Source organism: Enterococcus sp. FDAARGOS_375 (assembly GCF_002393265.1).
Classification (GTDB): Bacteria; Bacillota; Bacilli; order Lactobacillales; family Enterococcaceae; genus Enterococcus_D; species Enterococcus_D innesii.
In genome coordinates this window covers 375,154-389,650 of sequence record NZ_CP023515.1, presented here as the reverse complement: position 1 = coordinate 389,650, position 14,497 = coordinate 375,154, and the positions used below count along the sequence as shown (strand labels likewise).

The window sequence follows — 14,497 nt, the reverse complement described above, 5'->3', positions numbered from 1 at the left end:
GACGCTTTGTTGTAGGGTCATATGTATTTATACTGGATTATAACAAATAAGAAAAGAAATGGTGATTCTATGAAAAAAGCTTTAGTAATTATTGATGTCCAAAATGACTATTTTAAAGAAGGAAGAATGGCCCTTCATTCCCCTGAACAGGCGCTTGCAAACATAAATAAACTAGAAGCGTCTTTTATCGAAAAGCAACTCCCGATCATCTATATCCAACACATCAACGATCAAGAAGCAGCTGATTTTTTTGAACGAGGGACCAAAGGTGTGCTGCTGCATGAACAGTTAAAAACAACGCATTCTTCTATTATTATCGAAAAGCACTTTCCTAACTCCTTCATTGAAACAAATTTAAAAGAGACGTTAGACTCTTTAGGTGTTCAACAAGTTATCATCACTGGGATGATGACGCATATGTGCATCGATTCAACCACAAGAGCTAGTAAAGAACTCGGTTATCAGCCCATACTGATTTCTGATGCCACGGCAACGAAAGCATTAACATTTGAAGCACACGAAATTCCTGCGGAAGCTGTTCAACGAGCGTTTTTATCGGCGTTGGAAACCTTCTCTACGGTGATGAAAACCGCTGACTATTTAAACGGATTGTAGAAAAATTGCGTATTTACTAACAAAGGCAAAGGTTCATTTGCATTGAGTGGTTCTTGATCACTCTTTGAAATTGGCGATCCTATCTCATTCCGCTTCAATGTTTCTAAAAAAAATGAATGCCCAGTTGCGTACCCACCAATGATACTGAGCTGGTTCCTCAAAGGATGCATGCGAACCAATTACGCACCAACCCATACAAAAGCCAAAAACGTTCGAGGATTTCTCTCGAACGTTTTTTGGGCATCAAATTGGGCGAATCGGCGAAACTATGGTACAGTGCAACCAAACAAGGAGCGAGAGCCGCTCCTTCATGAGGCAAAGGGGCAATGGTGATGAAGCAAACAACGATGGCGTGGCTGTCAGAAATCTATAATTTGATCTTGCATCCTGGCACGAGACAGTGGGAACGAGAACAACTGGTGCAAGCAAAAAATACACTGGAAACCCAGCTGGCGACCAAACAAAAAGCAGGCAAACACGAAAAAGAATCGTCAAATAGCCTTGAAGACCAACAGATCAAGCGGGTTTTGGAAAAACTAGAAGCGTCGTTGCGTCCTTTGGCACTGAGAAACAATCTGACCCCGAATGTCGCAGAGTTCTATCAAACAATCAGCCAGTCAGCACCGAAAAAGGCAATGAATGAAGATACAGGCAAAGTCCAACCAGCAGAAGTTTCCGTGGAGCCGAACGAAACAGGTGAAAAAGCACAAGAAGTGGCTATTTTTGCTGGCGGCTGCTTTTGGTGTATGGTAGAGCCTTTTGAAGACCAGCCGGGCATTCTTTCCGTCTTGTCGGGGTATACCGGGGGAACAGTCCCGAATCCGACGTATGATCAAGTACTAAGCGGAACAACAGGGCATGTCGAAGCGGTAGAGATCATTTTTGATCCCAAAATCATCACCTATCAGGACTTGTTGCAGTTGTACTGGCAAGTGACTGACCCGACAGATGCTTTCGGACAATTTCAAGATCGCGGCAATTTTTATCGCCCAATCATTTTCTATACGACTGCTGAACAGGAAGTGCTTGCGCAAGAAGCCAAAAAGGAGCTAGCCCAATCTGGTTATTATCAGCAACCCATCGTGACCGAGATCCGCAAGGCCACGCAGTTTTGGCCAGCGGAAAACTACCATCAAGCATTTTACAAGAAGCAGCCAAAGCGCTACCAGCGGATCAAGCGAGCGCGCAAACAACTGATGCTTTTTTATCGGCTGAAACGCTGGACAAACCGAGGAAAAAAACGATCATAAACAGAAGATCACTAAAAAAAGCGAGGCTCCGAGAAAAGGGCAAAAGGATCAAATGAAGGCTCTTTTCTTCACAAGCCGCGTTTTTTTCTGCACTTTTAGCCAATTGGATAAAAAACGTAGATTTATTTTAGAATAATGACCAAAGAAAGCGTTAACAATAAGAATTATAATAGAGAAAGAAAAAGTGGCGAAAAAGGTCGAAAAAGCAGGTGTCTTTTGCTTTATTCCTTTCTTCGAGGAAAGAAGGTGGGAAACACCAGAGAAAAATCAGCGGAAAAATCAATCGGCAACACCCCATAGCAACACAACATTTATTATATGAAGGTTCATATAAGTTAGGAGAAATGTGATGAAAAAAAAAGGAACGTTCGTCTCACTGTTTATGGCTCTCATTCTTTTTATCTTTTCAGAAAGAACAGTGTTTGCGGCAGAAGCGATCAATGAGATCGTCGCACCAACAGGAGTCAAAGCATTTCTAGTACTGATTCCATTAGTGTTAGTGCTGGTTTTGCTCTTTAAAAAAGTAGATATGATCATTGCTGGCTTGATTGCTGGGATCTTGGCGATGATTATTGGCGGGATCAGTTTAGCTGAAGCCAATTCGCAACTGTTGGAAGCTATTCCGGCGATGTTGAGTATTACGGTGCCAATCATCAATTCCGCTGTAGCGATGGCGGTCTTCAAAGCGGGCAGTTATACGGCGGCCTTAACCTTAGCCAAAAGAGGGACCAAAGGAAAAGTGGAATATGTGGCTGGTTTTATTGTCATCTTATTGGCAGCAGCGACTTATATGTCTGGGATCGGCGGCGGGAGTGCGATGGTGATCGCACCGTTAGCATTTGCGGCAGTTGGGGTGGTACCCGAATTGATCGCAGCGATGTCGTTAGCGGCAGCGGTCTCCTTTACGACGTCTCCTGCCTCTTTGGAATCTAGTATCGTGTCTGAACTAGGCGGTTTTAGTGTCGCTTCTTATGTCGATCAAATGCGCCCATTTTGGTTGCTATTCGTTGGTTTGGCGATTTTATTGGCATTCTTCGGAACCAAGCGTCGTCATTTGGGCTTCAAAGAATCTGCCAACCAAGAGTATGAAAACAAAAGCAATGGTGAATTGTTCAAAACGACACTGCCTGCGATCTTCTTGCTTTTTGCGGTCATCTTTGGTCCGTTGATCAATGACCTGATCGGCTTTGTCCTCTTTACACCGCTAGTTTATATGGTGGTCACGTTGGCGTTGATTTTTGTTTGTACCGACTTTTCGATGAATCAATCGGTGGAAGCGATGGTGGACGGATCCACGTATATTTTGACCCGCTTGTTCCAAGTGGGGATCTTTTTAGCCTTCATCAACGTAATCGCTGAAACGGGGACGTTTGCTGTAATTGCCGGTGCGGCACAAAATGCCCCCGCAGCGATCGTCGTTCCCGTGGCGATCTTGACGGGTGTCTTGATTGGGATTCCCGCAGGTGCCTATGTCGGCTCCGTTTTAACACTCGTGCTACCAGTTGCCATTTCATTAGGCTTCCCAGTCTTAGCTCTTGGCTTTGTAACGATGGGGGTTGGCCTCGGCAGTCAAATGAGTTTCGTCAACATTACGATGCAAGCTTTATCTTCTGGTTTCCAAATTCCGATTCTGGATGTAGTCAAAGGAAACGTGAAGTGGTTGAGTTTAGCAGCCGTATTATTATTAGTCATCGGCTTAGTGTTTGGCTGATGGATAGGAGGAAAACATGGATTTATTGATCAAGCAAGCACGTCTTGAAGACGATGCAGAATTAGTAGACATTGCAATTTCAGAAGGAAAAATCACCGCAGTTGCACCCAACATTGAAGAATCAGCAGCAACAACGATTGAGGCGAAAGGCAAAGTGGTGATCCCTGGATTGATCGAAAGCCATATCCACTTAGACAAAGCCTTGATCGCCGATCGTGAGCCCAATAATTCAGGTACGTTGCAAGAAGCGATCCAAGTTACGGTAAAGCTGAAACCGACCTTTACCGAAGAAGACATTTATGATCGGGCGAAACGCGCATTAGAAATGCTGATCGTACATGGCACGACTGCTGTGCGCACCCATGCCGAATTTGATCCAGCACAAGGCTTCACTGGATTTGACACCATCATGCGCTTAAAAGAAGAATACCGCGACTTGATCGATATTCAGGTCGTTGCCTTTCCGCAAGAAGGGATTTTTAAAGCCCCAGGGACGGATAAAATGATGATCGAAGCGATGGAAAAAGGCGCCGATGTCGTTGGCGGCATTCCTTACAATGATGCGCCAGCCAATGAACACATCGACTTGATCTTTGAGATCGCCAAACGATTTGACAAAGACATTGACTTGCATCAAGATTTTGCTGACGAAGCAGACGATACATCGATCGTCTACCTGTGTGAAAAAACCATCGCAGAAGGCTACCAAGGCCGGGTATCAGTAGGACATTTGACTGCGCTGCACGCCATGGAACCGGATCAGCTGGCAGAAGTCATCGATTTGATGGTCAAAGCCCAAATCAATGTGATGCCGTTGCCTGCGACCGACTTGCACTTAGGTGCTAGAAACGATGCCTACAACGTTCGCCGTGCCGTGACGCCGATTCGCAAATTACGTGATGCTGGTGTGAATATCTGCTTAGGCAGCAACAATATCCGAAACGCCTTTACGCCCTATGGCAATGGGGATTTGATCCAAATCGCTATGTTGGCTGTACCAGTGGCACACTTAGGCGGCGCCGATGACTTGCCGACGGTCTTGCCAATGATTACGACCAATACCGCCAAAGCATTAAATATCAAAGACTATGGAATCGCTGTTGGCAACCGCGCAGATTTGATTCTTTTAGATACTCAGAGAAAAGCCGATGTGCTGATCGATATACCTGAACGTTTGATGGTCATCAAAAATGGCCGCATCACTGTGGAAGTCAAAAAAGAGGTGACGATCCACCGCTAAGCGATTTTTCGCCCCTATGGTGGTTGTCACAAAAAAAGTGAATCACTGAAAGAACACGTCCGTCAAAGGCAGTCTGACTGCTTTTGACGGTTGTTTTTTTGTATAGGAGCAACGAGGTCGAAGGGTATGCGCTTTGATTTTCTGAAACCGACAGTGGGACGTTTTCGCTTCAATGAACCTTCCTGATCTAGAAATAGGGAATGCCGCCCATGCAAGGATTTCCTTGACTGATGAATATCCTGATTTTTGCTCTGCGGAGCTGTCCCTTATACTTAAAGAGACAATCGTGGATTATGACTTATTTTCAGCAATTATAAATAAGGAAGCGCTGGTTTTTTCTTTTAAAACCAAATGTTCGAAGCGACGCCAATGCGTAGTTTCTTTGACGCTTTACCTAAGAAACACACTGTTTTGCTGCTTTATGCGCTTCGTTGGTGTGTTGTCTTGTTAGTTTGAACGAATCTCTGACGCACCAGCTAAACACAACAAACAGAATCAAAGGCGTAAGCCATTAAACCATAGAAAATGAAAGAAAGGAGGGGAGCAGCGTAATGAAAAAGAAGCCGCTAAAATTGCTGCTCCTGGTGATCGGGCTAGTGAGTATTCCGTTGCGTTTTCCCTTCTTGCGAGATGCTTTTATTGCGCCCTTGTATGCGCTGCAAGCAGAAGACGAGCACTCATTAACGGAAGAAATGGCTGATTTGAAAGACGCTGATTTTCAATTTTTAACAAGCGGTAAGCAAGGCTATTTAGGGGAGGAAATCCCTATCGAAATCGTGGCGCAGCAGCCAGTAACTGAAGCGGCTGTGGTTTTGCCCCCAGAAGCAGCGATCGAGCCCTCCTTGTTTCCCGAAGGAAGGACGGTTGAACAGGTGGAAGCTGACCAGTGGCGTCTGCTTAGCGAACCCCCTCAAAGCAATTGGCTCTTGCTGTTAACTTTTGCAGAAGGAAGCCACGAAGTCATGGTAGGAGAAGAACGGCTGGCACTAGAGAGCCAAGGTTCACCAGAGGAAAGTGGGGAAGAAACCGAAGAAAGCAAGGGAGAGGGAGTAGAACGCGAGAATGAAGAGCAAAAAGGAAACGCGCATCAAACAGAGCCAGGAGGAGCATTTCCCTATGATGCCGATGATCCAGGCAATCTCTACCTGTTAGAAGTCACGGAGGAGTCAAGCCGAGAGGTCACTAATTGGCAAGAGCTTCTCTTAGCTATCCAAACCCGAACGGTTAATTATATCGCTTTGACCGAGAGCTTTGACTCTCCTGATCGCCCTGCAGAAGGATTGAGTAACGTTGAAATGATTGATTGGTTTGGGGATCAAAACCCCAATGGAGAAGCTTCTTACCTTTATCTCAATTCAGCCGAGATTTCGCGCCCTTTAATTATCGACGGACGAGGACATACAATCGATTTTCGGTCAGTATCGGTTGGTTTTAATGACATGACAGTCAATCCAGATACCCCTTGGGACATTACCCTCCAGAATATTGAGCTGTATAGTGGAAATGACTTTGGACCTATACAATATAACGACTTAGAAACGGACAATCAGGCGGCGGCAACGATACGGTACCATAATGTCAATCATGTCGGCAATCAATTGTTTCATGGGTTTCAATCGACAGCTATTTTATCAGGAAGTGTTTCTTCTATTCAAAAGGATTCTTATGATGCAGCTCTTGGGCGTGGTGAATGGCTCATTAATGCTACCGATCAAGCGAATTTTGAAGTCGGTTATTTGGACGTTCTTGAGGGGGCTAAAGTTCACCTTTCAACAATCGATTCAGGAAATATTTGGTTTCCTCATAGTTCAAATCCAACATTTACGATTGGAGACGATGCGGAGGTTACGATCATTGCAAATGGTACAGGACAAGGTGAAGCGTGGGGAGCAAATATATTCTTTAGATATAGTCCTATCTTAACCGTAGGTAAAGGTGCGACCCTTGATTTGGCACCTAAAAGCAATTCTCCTGCTATTTCAACTAGTGGTTTGCTGCCAGCTCAGACTACTCAGATCAATCTATTGGAGGAAAGCACATTAAAAATCTTCAATTCTGGACGTACTAGTAATAGTAACAATGATTGGACCAATATTATTTCTATGCCACCTGGTCCTGGCAGTAGTATTCATCTCAGAAAAGGGAGTACGCTTGCTATCGAAGCAGTCAATCAACTTCATTCTGCTAGCCATATTATTTATTTTCCTGTATCTGGACATATTACTATTGATGAAGATGCTACCTTTGATATTCGTTCCGATAGCAGGACACTGGCGCATAGTTTGATCTCATTCGGGCACTTTAATTCAACTATCACTATTAATGATGCTGCAAGAGTGAATTTAGAGAAAATTGGTCCTGATACAGGGAATTCTTCCTTGATCCGTAATGCAGCAATAACTGTAAATAATCAGTCGATTAAGCGGTGGAATCTTAGAACCCGAATAGAAGAACCTGATTTTGAATGGGATAATATTGTGCCGTTGTTTGCTCGTGTTAATGAAGCAGGAGTACCGAATAGAGGCGATATCTCGGTTAGCGTATTAGATCCCACTATAGAAGCAGAGGCCTTAGATAGATTTTCGGCAAGAGTGCAACGGCTCTTATTAGAAAAGATTTCTCCTATCGAAGTAACGCTGGATCCTCTATCTAATAATCGCTCTCAACGAAATTCCTATACGATCACAGGAGAAACTGATCCTGGTGCTTACGTACGTTTTAGCAGAGACTTCAGCATGCCAGAACCAGTGATCGGCCCCATTGAAACGGGAGGCGGCGATACAGAATGGTTCCATGTCAATGCCAGAGTAGATGGCACGTTTGAATTTGATCTCTCCCAATTTGACGACTTTGACTATTTCCGTGGGCAAGAAGTTGTAACGGCAAAGGTATTTTTAAATGGACGACGCGATGAGACCTCCATTATCGTTGAAGGCATCAATCCTCGAGACCCTCTGAATCCTGATGTAGATGTTGATCCAGAAAATCGCCCGACGCTTCCTGAAAACCAAGGGTTGATCGGTATCGACTTTATCTCGCAATTTGATTTCGGGCACGTGCCGATTCGTTCGAGTCAAGCCTATTATCCAGCACTGCCGCAAAAACTGCGGAATGCAGAGGATGATTTGGCTGGTGGAGAACGCCCAAATTACGTTCAAATCTCGGATCGGCGTGAGGAGCCCACCGGCTGGACACTGAGCGCGCGGATGGATGAAGCGGGGTTTGTCAGTGAGGAAGGCCATCAGCTGCGGGGAGTCCAGCTCCTACTCAATAATATTCGTATGGCAACGACAGGTTCGAATACCTCCCGTGCGCCCACCTACTGGGAAAGCCGTGAATTAAATACGGGCAGACAAATCTTGGCAAAAGCAGATGAGGGACAAGGCAGCGGAACATGGGTCCAACGCTTTGGGGATCGAGAAACAATGGATCAAAGCGTGATGCTGGAAGTTCCTGTCAACGCTGCGCCGCAAGCAACAAGCTATACGGGCATCATTCATTGGGAATTAAGCTTTGTCCCAGAGCTGGACTGAGTATTCTAAATAAGGAAACCTTATATTGACTTCAAGTATTGAGCAGGCTGTGCGTTCTAGTTGCTTTGCAGGCATACTTGATTGCTGTACAAGCCAAACGCAATTAATAGAATCAAAGGCATAAGCCATGAATCCATAGAAAATGGAAGAAAGGAGGAGATCAACAAAATGAAAAAGAAGCCGCTAAAATTGCTGCTCCTAGTGATTGGGCTAGTGAGTATTCCGTTGAGTTTTCCCTTCTTACGAGATACTTTTATTGCGCCATTGTATGCGCTGCAGGAGCAAGAACGAGAAGAGGATGAGCTTTCTTCATCGGAAGAAATGGCTGATTTAAAAAATGTTGATTTTCAATTTTTAACAAGCAACAAGCAAGGCTATTTAGGGGAGGAAATCCCCATCGAAATCGTGGCACATCAGCCAGTAACCGAAGTGGCGGTGGTTCTGCCGCCAGAGGCAGTGATCGAGCCCTCCTTGTTTCCCGAAGGAATGACGATTGAACAGATGGAAGCCGACCAGTGACAGCTGCTTAGCGAAACACCTCAGAGCAATTGGCTTTTGCCGATAATCTTTGAAGAAGAAGGAACTTACGAAGTACTGGTAGGAGAAGAACGGTTGGCAGTAGAAATCCAAGGTTCACCAGCAGAAGGTGAGGAAGGTCAGGAAGAAGCGCAAGAAAGCGATCGAGAGGAAGCAGAACCCGAGAACGAAGAGCAGAAAGATACAACCGATCCTGACCAAACAGAGCCAAAAGAGGGAGCACTTCCCAATGATGACGATGATTCGGAGAATCCTAAGCGATATGTCGCTAATTGGCAAGAGTTTATCTTAGCAATCCAAACCCGAACGGTTAAGTATATAACTTTGACCGAGAACTTTGACTCTCCTGATCGCCCTGCAGAAGGATTGAGTAACGTTACAATGACTGACTGGTTTGGAAATCAAAATCCCTCTGGAATAGCTACCTACCTCTATCTCAATTCACCAAGGATTTCTCGAACATTAATCATCGAAGGACAAGGACACACAATCGATTTTCGGTCAGTGTCGGTTTGTTTTAATAATATTACAGCACATCCAGAGACGCCTTGGGACATTACCCTCCAGAATATTGAGATGTATAGTGGAAATTACTATGGACCTATACAATATAACGACTTACAAGCTGATAATCAAAGAGCAGCGACGATACGGTACCATAATGTCAATCATGTCGGCAATCAAGTATTCCATGGGTATCAATCGACAGCTGTTTTATCGGGGAATGTTTCTTCTGTACAAAGGAATCCTTATGATGCAGGATTAGGACGTGGTAATTGGAATATTAATGCGACCAACCAAGCGAATTTTGAAGTCGGTTATTTGGAAGTTTTAGAGGGGGCTAAAGTTCACCTTTCGACAATCAATGCAGGAAATGTTTGGTTTCGCTATAGTCCCAATCCAACGTTTACGATTGGAGACGATGCGGAGGTTACAATCATTGCAAATGGTACAGGACAAGGTGAAGCATGGGGGGCAAATATATTCTTTAGATATAGTCCTGTCTTAACCGTAGGTAAAGGTGCGACCCTTGATTTGACGCCTAAAAGCAATTTTCCTGCTATTTCAACTAATGGTTGGGTTCCGGCTCAGACTACTCATATCAATCTACTAGAGGAAAGCACATTAAAAATTTCCAATTCTGGACGTAATACTGCTGCTAACAATGATACGACCAATATCATTTCTATGCCACCTGGTCATGGTAGTAGTATTAATCTCAGAAAAGGGAGTACGCTTGATATCGAAGCAGTCAACCAAAATAATTCTGCTAGCCATGCTATTTTTTTTCACGCATCTGGACAAATTAATATTGATGAAGATGCTACCCTAGATATTAAGTCAGACAGTCTCTCAGCAAGTCAAAGCTTAATTATGTTTTCGACCAATAATAATACGAATAACTCAACGATCAATATAGATGATGCTGCAAGGGTAAATTTACAAAAGACTAGATCAATCACCTCAAGTACGGCACACGTGATTCGAAATGCAATACTAAATGTAAGTAATCAGTCGATTAAGCAATGGATCCCTGGAAATACAAACGAGAATCCTAATTTTGATTGGGAGAATATCTTGAGGTTGAACGCGAATATTAACGGAGCAGGAATACCGGCTAATACGGTTAGCGCATTAGATCCCAATATAGCAGAACATGCTAGAGCGAACTTTACGCCAAGAGCGCAACGTCTCTTGTTTGAGAATATTCCTCCTGTCGAGATCGTGCTTGATCCTCTGACCAATGATCGCTCTCAACGCAATTCCTATACGATCACGGGAGAAACCAGTCCCGGCGCTTACGTTCGTTTCAGTAGGGATCTGAGTTTACCAGAACCAACCTTAGATACTGTTGTAAATGCTGAGGGCGAAACGGAATGGTTCCATGTCATTGCCGAAGAAGATGGCTCCTTTGAATTTGATCTCTCCCAATTTGATGACTTTGATTATTTCCGCGGGCAAGAAGTTGTAACGGCAACGGCATTTTTAAATGGACGACGCGATGAGACCTCCGTCATCGTAGACGGTGTCGATCCTCGAGATCCTCTGAATCCTGATGTAGATGTTGATCCAGATAATCGTCCGACGCTTCCTGAAAACCAAGGGTTGATCAGTATCGACTTTATCTCGCAATTTGATTTCGGACACGTGCCGATTCGTTCGAGTCAAGCCTATTATCCAGCACTGCCACAAAAACTGCGGAATGCAGAGGATGATCCTGCTGGTGGAGAACGTCCAAATTATGTTCAAATCTCGGATCGGCGTGAGGAGTCCACCGGCTGGACACTGAGCGCACGGCTAGATGAAGCAGGGTTTGTCAGTGAGGAAGGCCATCAGCTGCGGGGAGTACAACTCTTACTCAACAACATCCGCATGGCAACGACAAGTTCGAATACATCCAGCACCCCAACCTACTGGGAAAGCCGTGAATTAAATACAGGCAGACAAATCTTGGCAAAAGCAGAAGAGGGACAAGGCAGCGGGACATGGATCCAACGCTTTGGTGATGGAGAAACAATGGATCAAAGTGTGATGCTGGAAGTTCCTGTCAACGCTACGCCGCAAGCAACAAGCTATACGGGCATTATCCACTGGGAATTAAGCTTTGTCCCAGAGATGGACTGAGCCGCCCCAATGTTTCTCAGTAATCGGAAAAAGGAAGAAAATAGAGACAGCAGCTGCAGAGAAAATCTGCAGCTGTTTTTTTATCTGCAAGCAGCCATCGACGATGAAGCGACCGATAGCGCCCTTTGTGCTTTGGCGGATCTTCTTTGCTTAGAGAAATGAGGGGATCATTCATTTCGTATACTAGAGCAGATGCTGCTTTTTATTCCTTCACGTTGAAGGGCAAGAAGTAGTTTGGAAACATTCTGTCACAAAAGACGTAGTCGTTCGCCAAATGTTTCCTTAAAAATGAGAAGATCATTTTCTAGTCATTTGTTCTTTTTTCATCTATGATAGAAAGAAAACCGCTATCACGGAGAGTTTGTTTAAGAAAATCCTGTCAAAACTGTTTGACAATGCTTTAATATCAATGGATTTGAGCAGAAATCACAGCAGGTCTGCGTTAAGGTAGGAGAAGGAGGCCAAGATGACGATTGGGGAAGCACTAAAGAACCATCGAGTCACACAGCAAATGAGCCAAGAAGAAGTAGCAACAAAAATTTTAGTGACCCGCACATCGATCTCAAATTGGGAAACCGGCAAGACGGTCCCAGACAGTTTGAATTTATTAAAACTGAGTACCCTTTATGGGTGCAGTGTCGATGAGCTATTAAAAAAGGAGCGAGCAGGAATGAAAAAGAACTTTCGTACGATGACCTATGGTGCTGGATTGAAAGATGGAACGATGCGTTTGAAAATCGAGACCGATGCCAGCAAGTTTTTCCCAAAAGGGGTTGAAGTCAAAGCATCCGTCGATTTAGAAACAGGAGAAGTGACCTTTTTTGTCGAGCAAGAGGAGTTGAAAAAACTGAAAGCAGCCACTGACGAAAAATAAATTTTTTATGCAGTATTTTGCTGAATTTTGCTTGAACAAGAGAAAAAAAGTGATGGATAAAAAAACACGAGCCTAGCTGCGTCGTGTTTTTTTATGTGGGATGAAAGAGGGCTGAGACAATCGATGAAAGCTGATTCTACTTTTTCTTTTCTGCTATTTTCAAGGTTTGTAACGTTTGAGGAAAAGCGAAAAGACGCTAACGACTATATACAATATATAGTGAATATAACGGTTTTTGTCTAAATGAAGCACAATATATAGTATTTACTTTTTTGAGAGATTGTGTAAAATAGCAGGTGTAGTGAAGAAGGAGCTGTTGTTTTTGAGAGTAACTGTATGTTGCGGCACCCGTTTAGAAAATGAGAAAAAGTTGGCAAAGACCGCTCGTGCCATCGGCAATGCCTTGGCAAAAAATCACATCGAGTTGGTTTATTGCGGCCCTTTGGCTGGCTTGATGAGGGAGATCGTGAAAGGGGTCTTTGAGAAAGAAGGCGCAGTGACAGGGATCTATCCATCAGGTTCCTTTGCAGAAGATTTGCCGCCAATCGTCACTGGATCAAGCACCTATACTGAGTTCTATACGGATACGAGGGAGGAACAAACGCAACAATTGCTGGAAATGAGCGATGCCTACCTTGTATTACCTGGTGGATTTGGTACACTAGAGGAGTTGTCATCAGTATGCTCTTTTACGACTCTTGGGCCATTGTCAGGCAAGCCGATCGGTGTGTTGATGACCGAAGGCTTAACTGATGGACTAAAGCCGCTGCTAAAAATGGTTGAAGCTTCCAGCTTTGCTTGGGCTGAACTGTCTGAAACGCTCTTTTTCCTATCTGACGTTGAGTCGTTGATCCAACGATTGGCTGCGAAGGGGTCAGGAAAGGAGTGCTTGGCAGGATGAAGCATGTCTATTTAGCGGGACCGTTTTTTTCAAACGAACAAGTCGCCCGACTCAAACAGGTAGAACGCAGTTTAGCTGAAAACCCGCAGCCCTTGGCGGTCTATTCGCTGCGCTTGTACCAAGAAGGTTCATCTGAACCCAATACACCAGAACGGGCAAGAGAAATTTTCGAAAAAGACATGCTGGAATTGACACGAGCCGATGTCGTCGTTGCCGTTTTGGATGACCATGAAGGGATCACCGATCCGGGAACAGCCTTTGAAATCGGCGCAGCAAACCTACGAAATAAACCAGTGATCACTTTTCAGGAAAAAGCCGCGGCGGTCAATCTGATGTTGACGGAGTCGGTGCAAGCGTATTTGACTGATCTGGCGGCACGAACAGCGTATGATTTTGAAGAGATGGCGCACCGAGCATTTGTCGGTGACTATATTTAATAAAGGATGATGAATGTGTTATTAATCGCAGGAACGATCGGGGCAGGAAAAAGCAGTTTGACTGATTTTTTATCGAAGGAAATGGCGTCGAAGCCTTTCTATGAAAACGTGGAGGACAACGATGTTCTGCCATTGTTTTATTCCAATCCAGAGCGATACGCCTTTTTATTGCAGATTTTTTTCTTAAACAAAAGCTTTTTAGGGATGCGGGAAGCTTTGTCCAATGATGACAATGTCATTGACCGCTCCATCTATGAGGATAGTTTGATGTTTCATCTAAATGCGGATCTAGGTCGAATCGCACCGATGGAAGTCGAACAATACGATAACCTGTTGAACACGATGTTGCGGGAATTGGAAGAATCAGCGCCGTTGAAGTACCCAGATCTAATGGTTCATATCAAGGTTTCCTTGGATACAATGATTGAACGGATCAACAAACGTGGTCGTTCCTATGAACAAATTACCAACGATCCGACATTGTACGACTATTACAAAGAGTTGAATCAGCGGTACGATGAATGGTATGAAAACTTTGACGTTTGTCCGAAAATGCAAATTGATGGGGATCAATTGGACTTTGTTGCCAATGAAGACAACCTCATGGTGATCCTCGAGATGATCCAAGAAAAATTGGCGGAAGTCCGTGAGACCCATGGCAAAGGACACTATTGTACGGACAAAGCCATCGCAAAAGGTGACTTTTCCAAGAAAAACGCAGCATCTGTGACAAGCTGACCCAGCAGTTGAGGACAGCTTACGAAAAAAACAAGT

12 protein-coding genes are annotated in these 14,497 nt (G+C 44.3%); all 12 read left to right on the top strand.

Translation table 11 applies throughout. The features are described from left to right. Positions 1-69: 69 nt before the first annotated feature. Complete coding sequence (locus tag CO692_RS02795; RefSeq protein WP_185932311.1) at positions 70-615, top strand: cysteine hydrolase family protein; 546 nt, start codon at positions 70-72, stop codon at positions 613-615. Positions 616-941: 326 nt separating this feature from the next. After that, positions 942-1,865, top strand: a complete 924-nt coding sequence (gene msrA / locus CO692_RS02785) for a peptide-methionine (S)-S-oxide reductase MsrA (protein WP_096741481.1) — start codon at positions 942-944, stop codon at positions 1,863-1,865. Between the two features lie 349 nt (positions 1,866-2,214). Next, positions 2,215-3,576: a citrate transporter gene (locus tag CO692_RS02780; RefSeq protein WP_096741480.1), complete on the top strand. Its 1,362-nt coding sequence runs from the start codon at positions 2,215-2,217 to the stop codon at positions 3,574-3,576. Positions 3,577-3,592: 16 nt separating this feature from the next. Then, on the top strand, positions 3,593-4,816 hold the full coding sequence (locus tag CO692_RS02775; protein WP_096741479.1) for an amidohydrolase family protein: 1,224 nt from the start codon (positions 3,593-3,595) through the stop codon (positions 4,814-4,816). 551 nt (positions 4,817-5,367) lie between these two features. Next, positions 5,368-8,349: a WxL domain-containing protein gene (locus CO692_RS02770; RefSeq protein WP_096741478.1), complete on the top strand. Its 2,982-nt coding sequence runs from the start codon at positions 5,368-5,370 to the stop codon at positions 8,347-8,349. Positions 8,350-8,517: 168 nt separating this feature from the next. Further along, a complete protein-coding gene (locus tag CO692_RS17830; protein WP_226818222.1) occupies positions 8,518-8,868 on the top strand; it encodes a hypothetical protein in 351 nt (116 codons plus the stop codon). Between the two features lie 36 nt (positions 8,869-8,904). Beyond that, the gene (locus tag CO692_RS02765) at positions 8,905-11,511 is read left to right on the top strand and encodes a WxL domain-containing protein (RefSeq protein WP_226818220.1); all 2,607 of its coding nucleotides are present in this window, start codon (positions 8,905-8,907) and stop codon (positions 11,509-11,511) included. A 9-nt stretch (positions 11,512-11,520) separates the two neighbouring features. Further along, positions 11,521-11,673: a hypothetical protein gene (locus CO692_RS17635; RefSeq protein ID WP_017144328.1), complete on the top strand. Its 153-nt coding sequence runs from the start codon at positions 11,521-11,523 to the stop codon at positions 11,671-11,673. Positions 11,674-11,977: 304 nt separating this feature from the next. After that, a complete protein-coding gene (locus CO692_RS02760; protein ID WP_015509256.1) occupies positions 11,978-12,385 on the top strand; it encodes a helix-turn-helix domain-containing protein in 408 nt (135 codons plus the stop codon). Positions 12,386-12,707: 322 nt separating this feature from the next. Beyond that, a complete protein-coding gene (locus CO692_RS02755; protein ID WP_096741477.1) occupies positions 12,708-13,286 on the top strand; it encodes an LOG family protein in 579 nt (192 codons plus the stop codon). Further along, a complete protein-coding gene (locus tag CO692_RS02750; RefSeq protein ID WP_096741476.1) occupies positions 13,283-13,723 on the top strand; it encodes a nucleoside 2-deoxyribosyltransferase in 441 nt (146 codons plus the stop codon). Before CO692_RS02755 ends, CO692_RS02750 begins: the two co-directional genes overlap by 4 nt. 15 nt (positions 13,724-13,738) lie before the next feature. Then, positions 13,739-14,461: a deoxynucleoside kinase gene (locus tag CO692_RS02745; RefSeq protein ID WP_096741475.1), complete on the top strand. Its 723-nt coding sequence runs from the start codon at positions 13,739-13,741 to the stop codon at positions 14,459-14,461. Positions 14,462-14,497 lie beyond the last annotated feature (36 nt).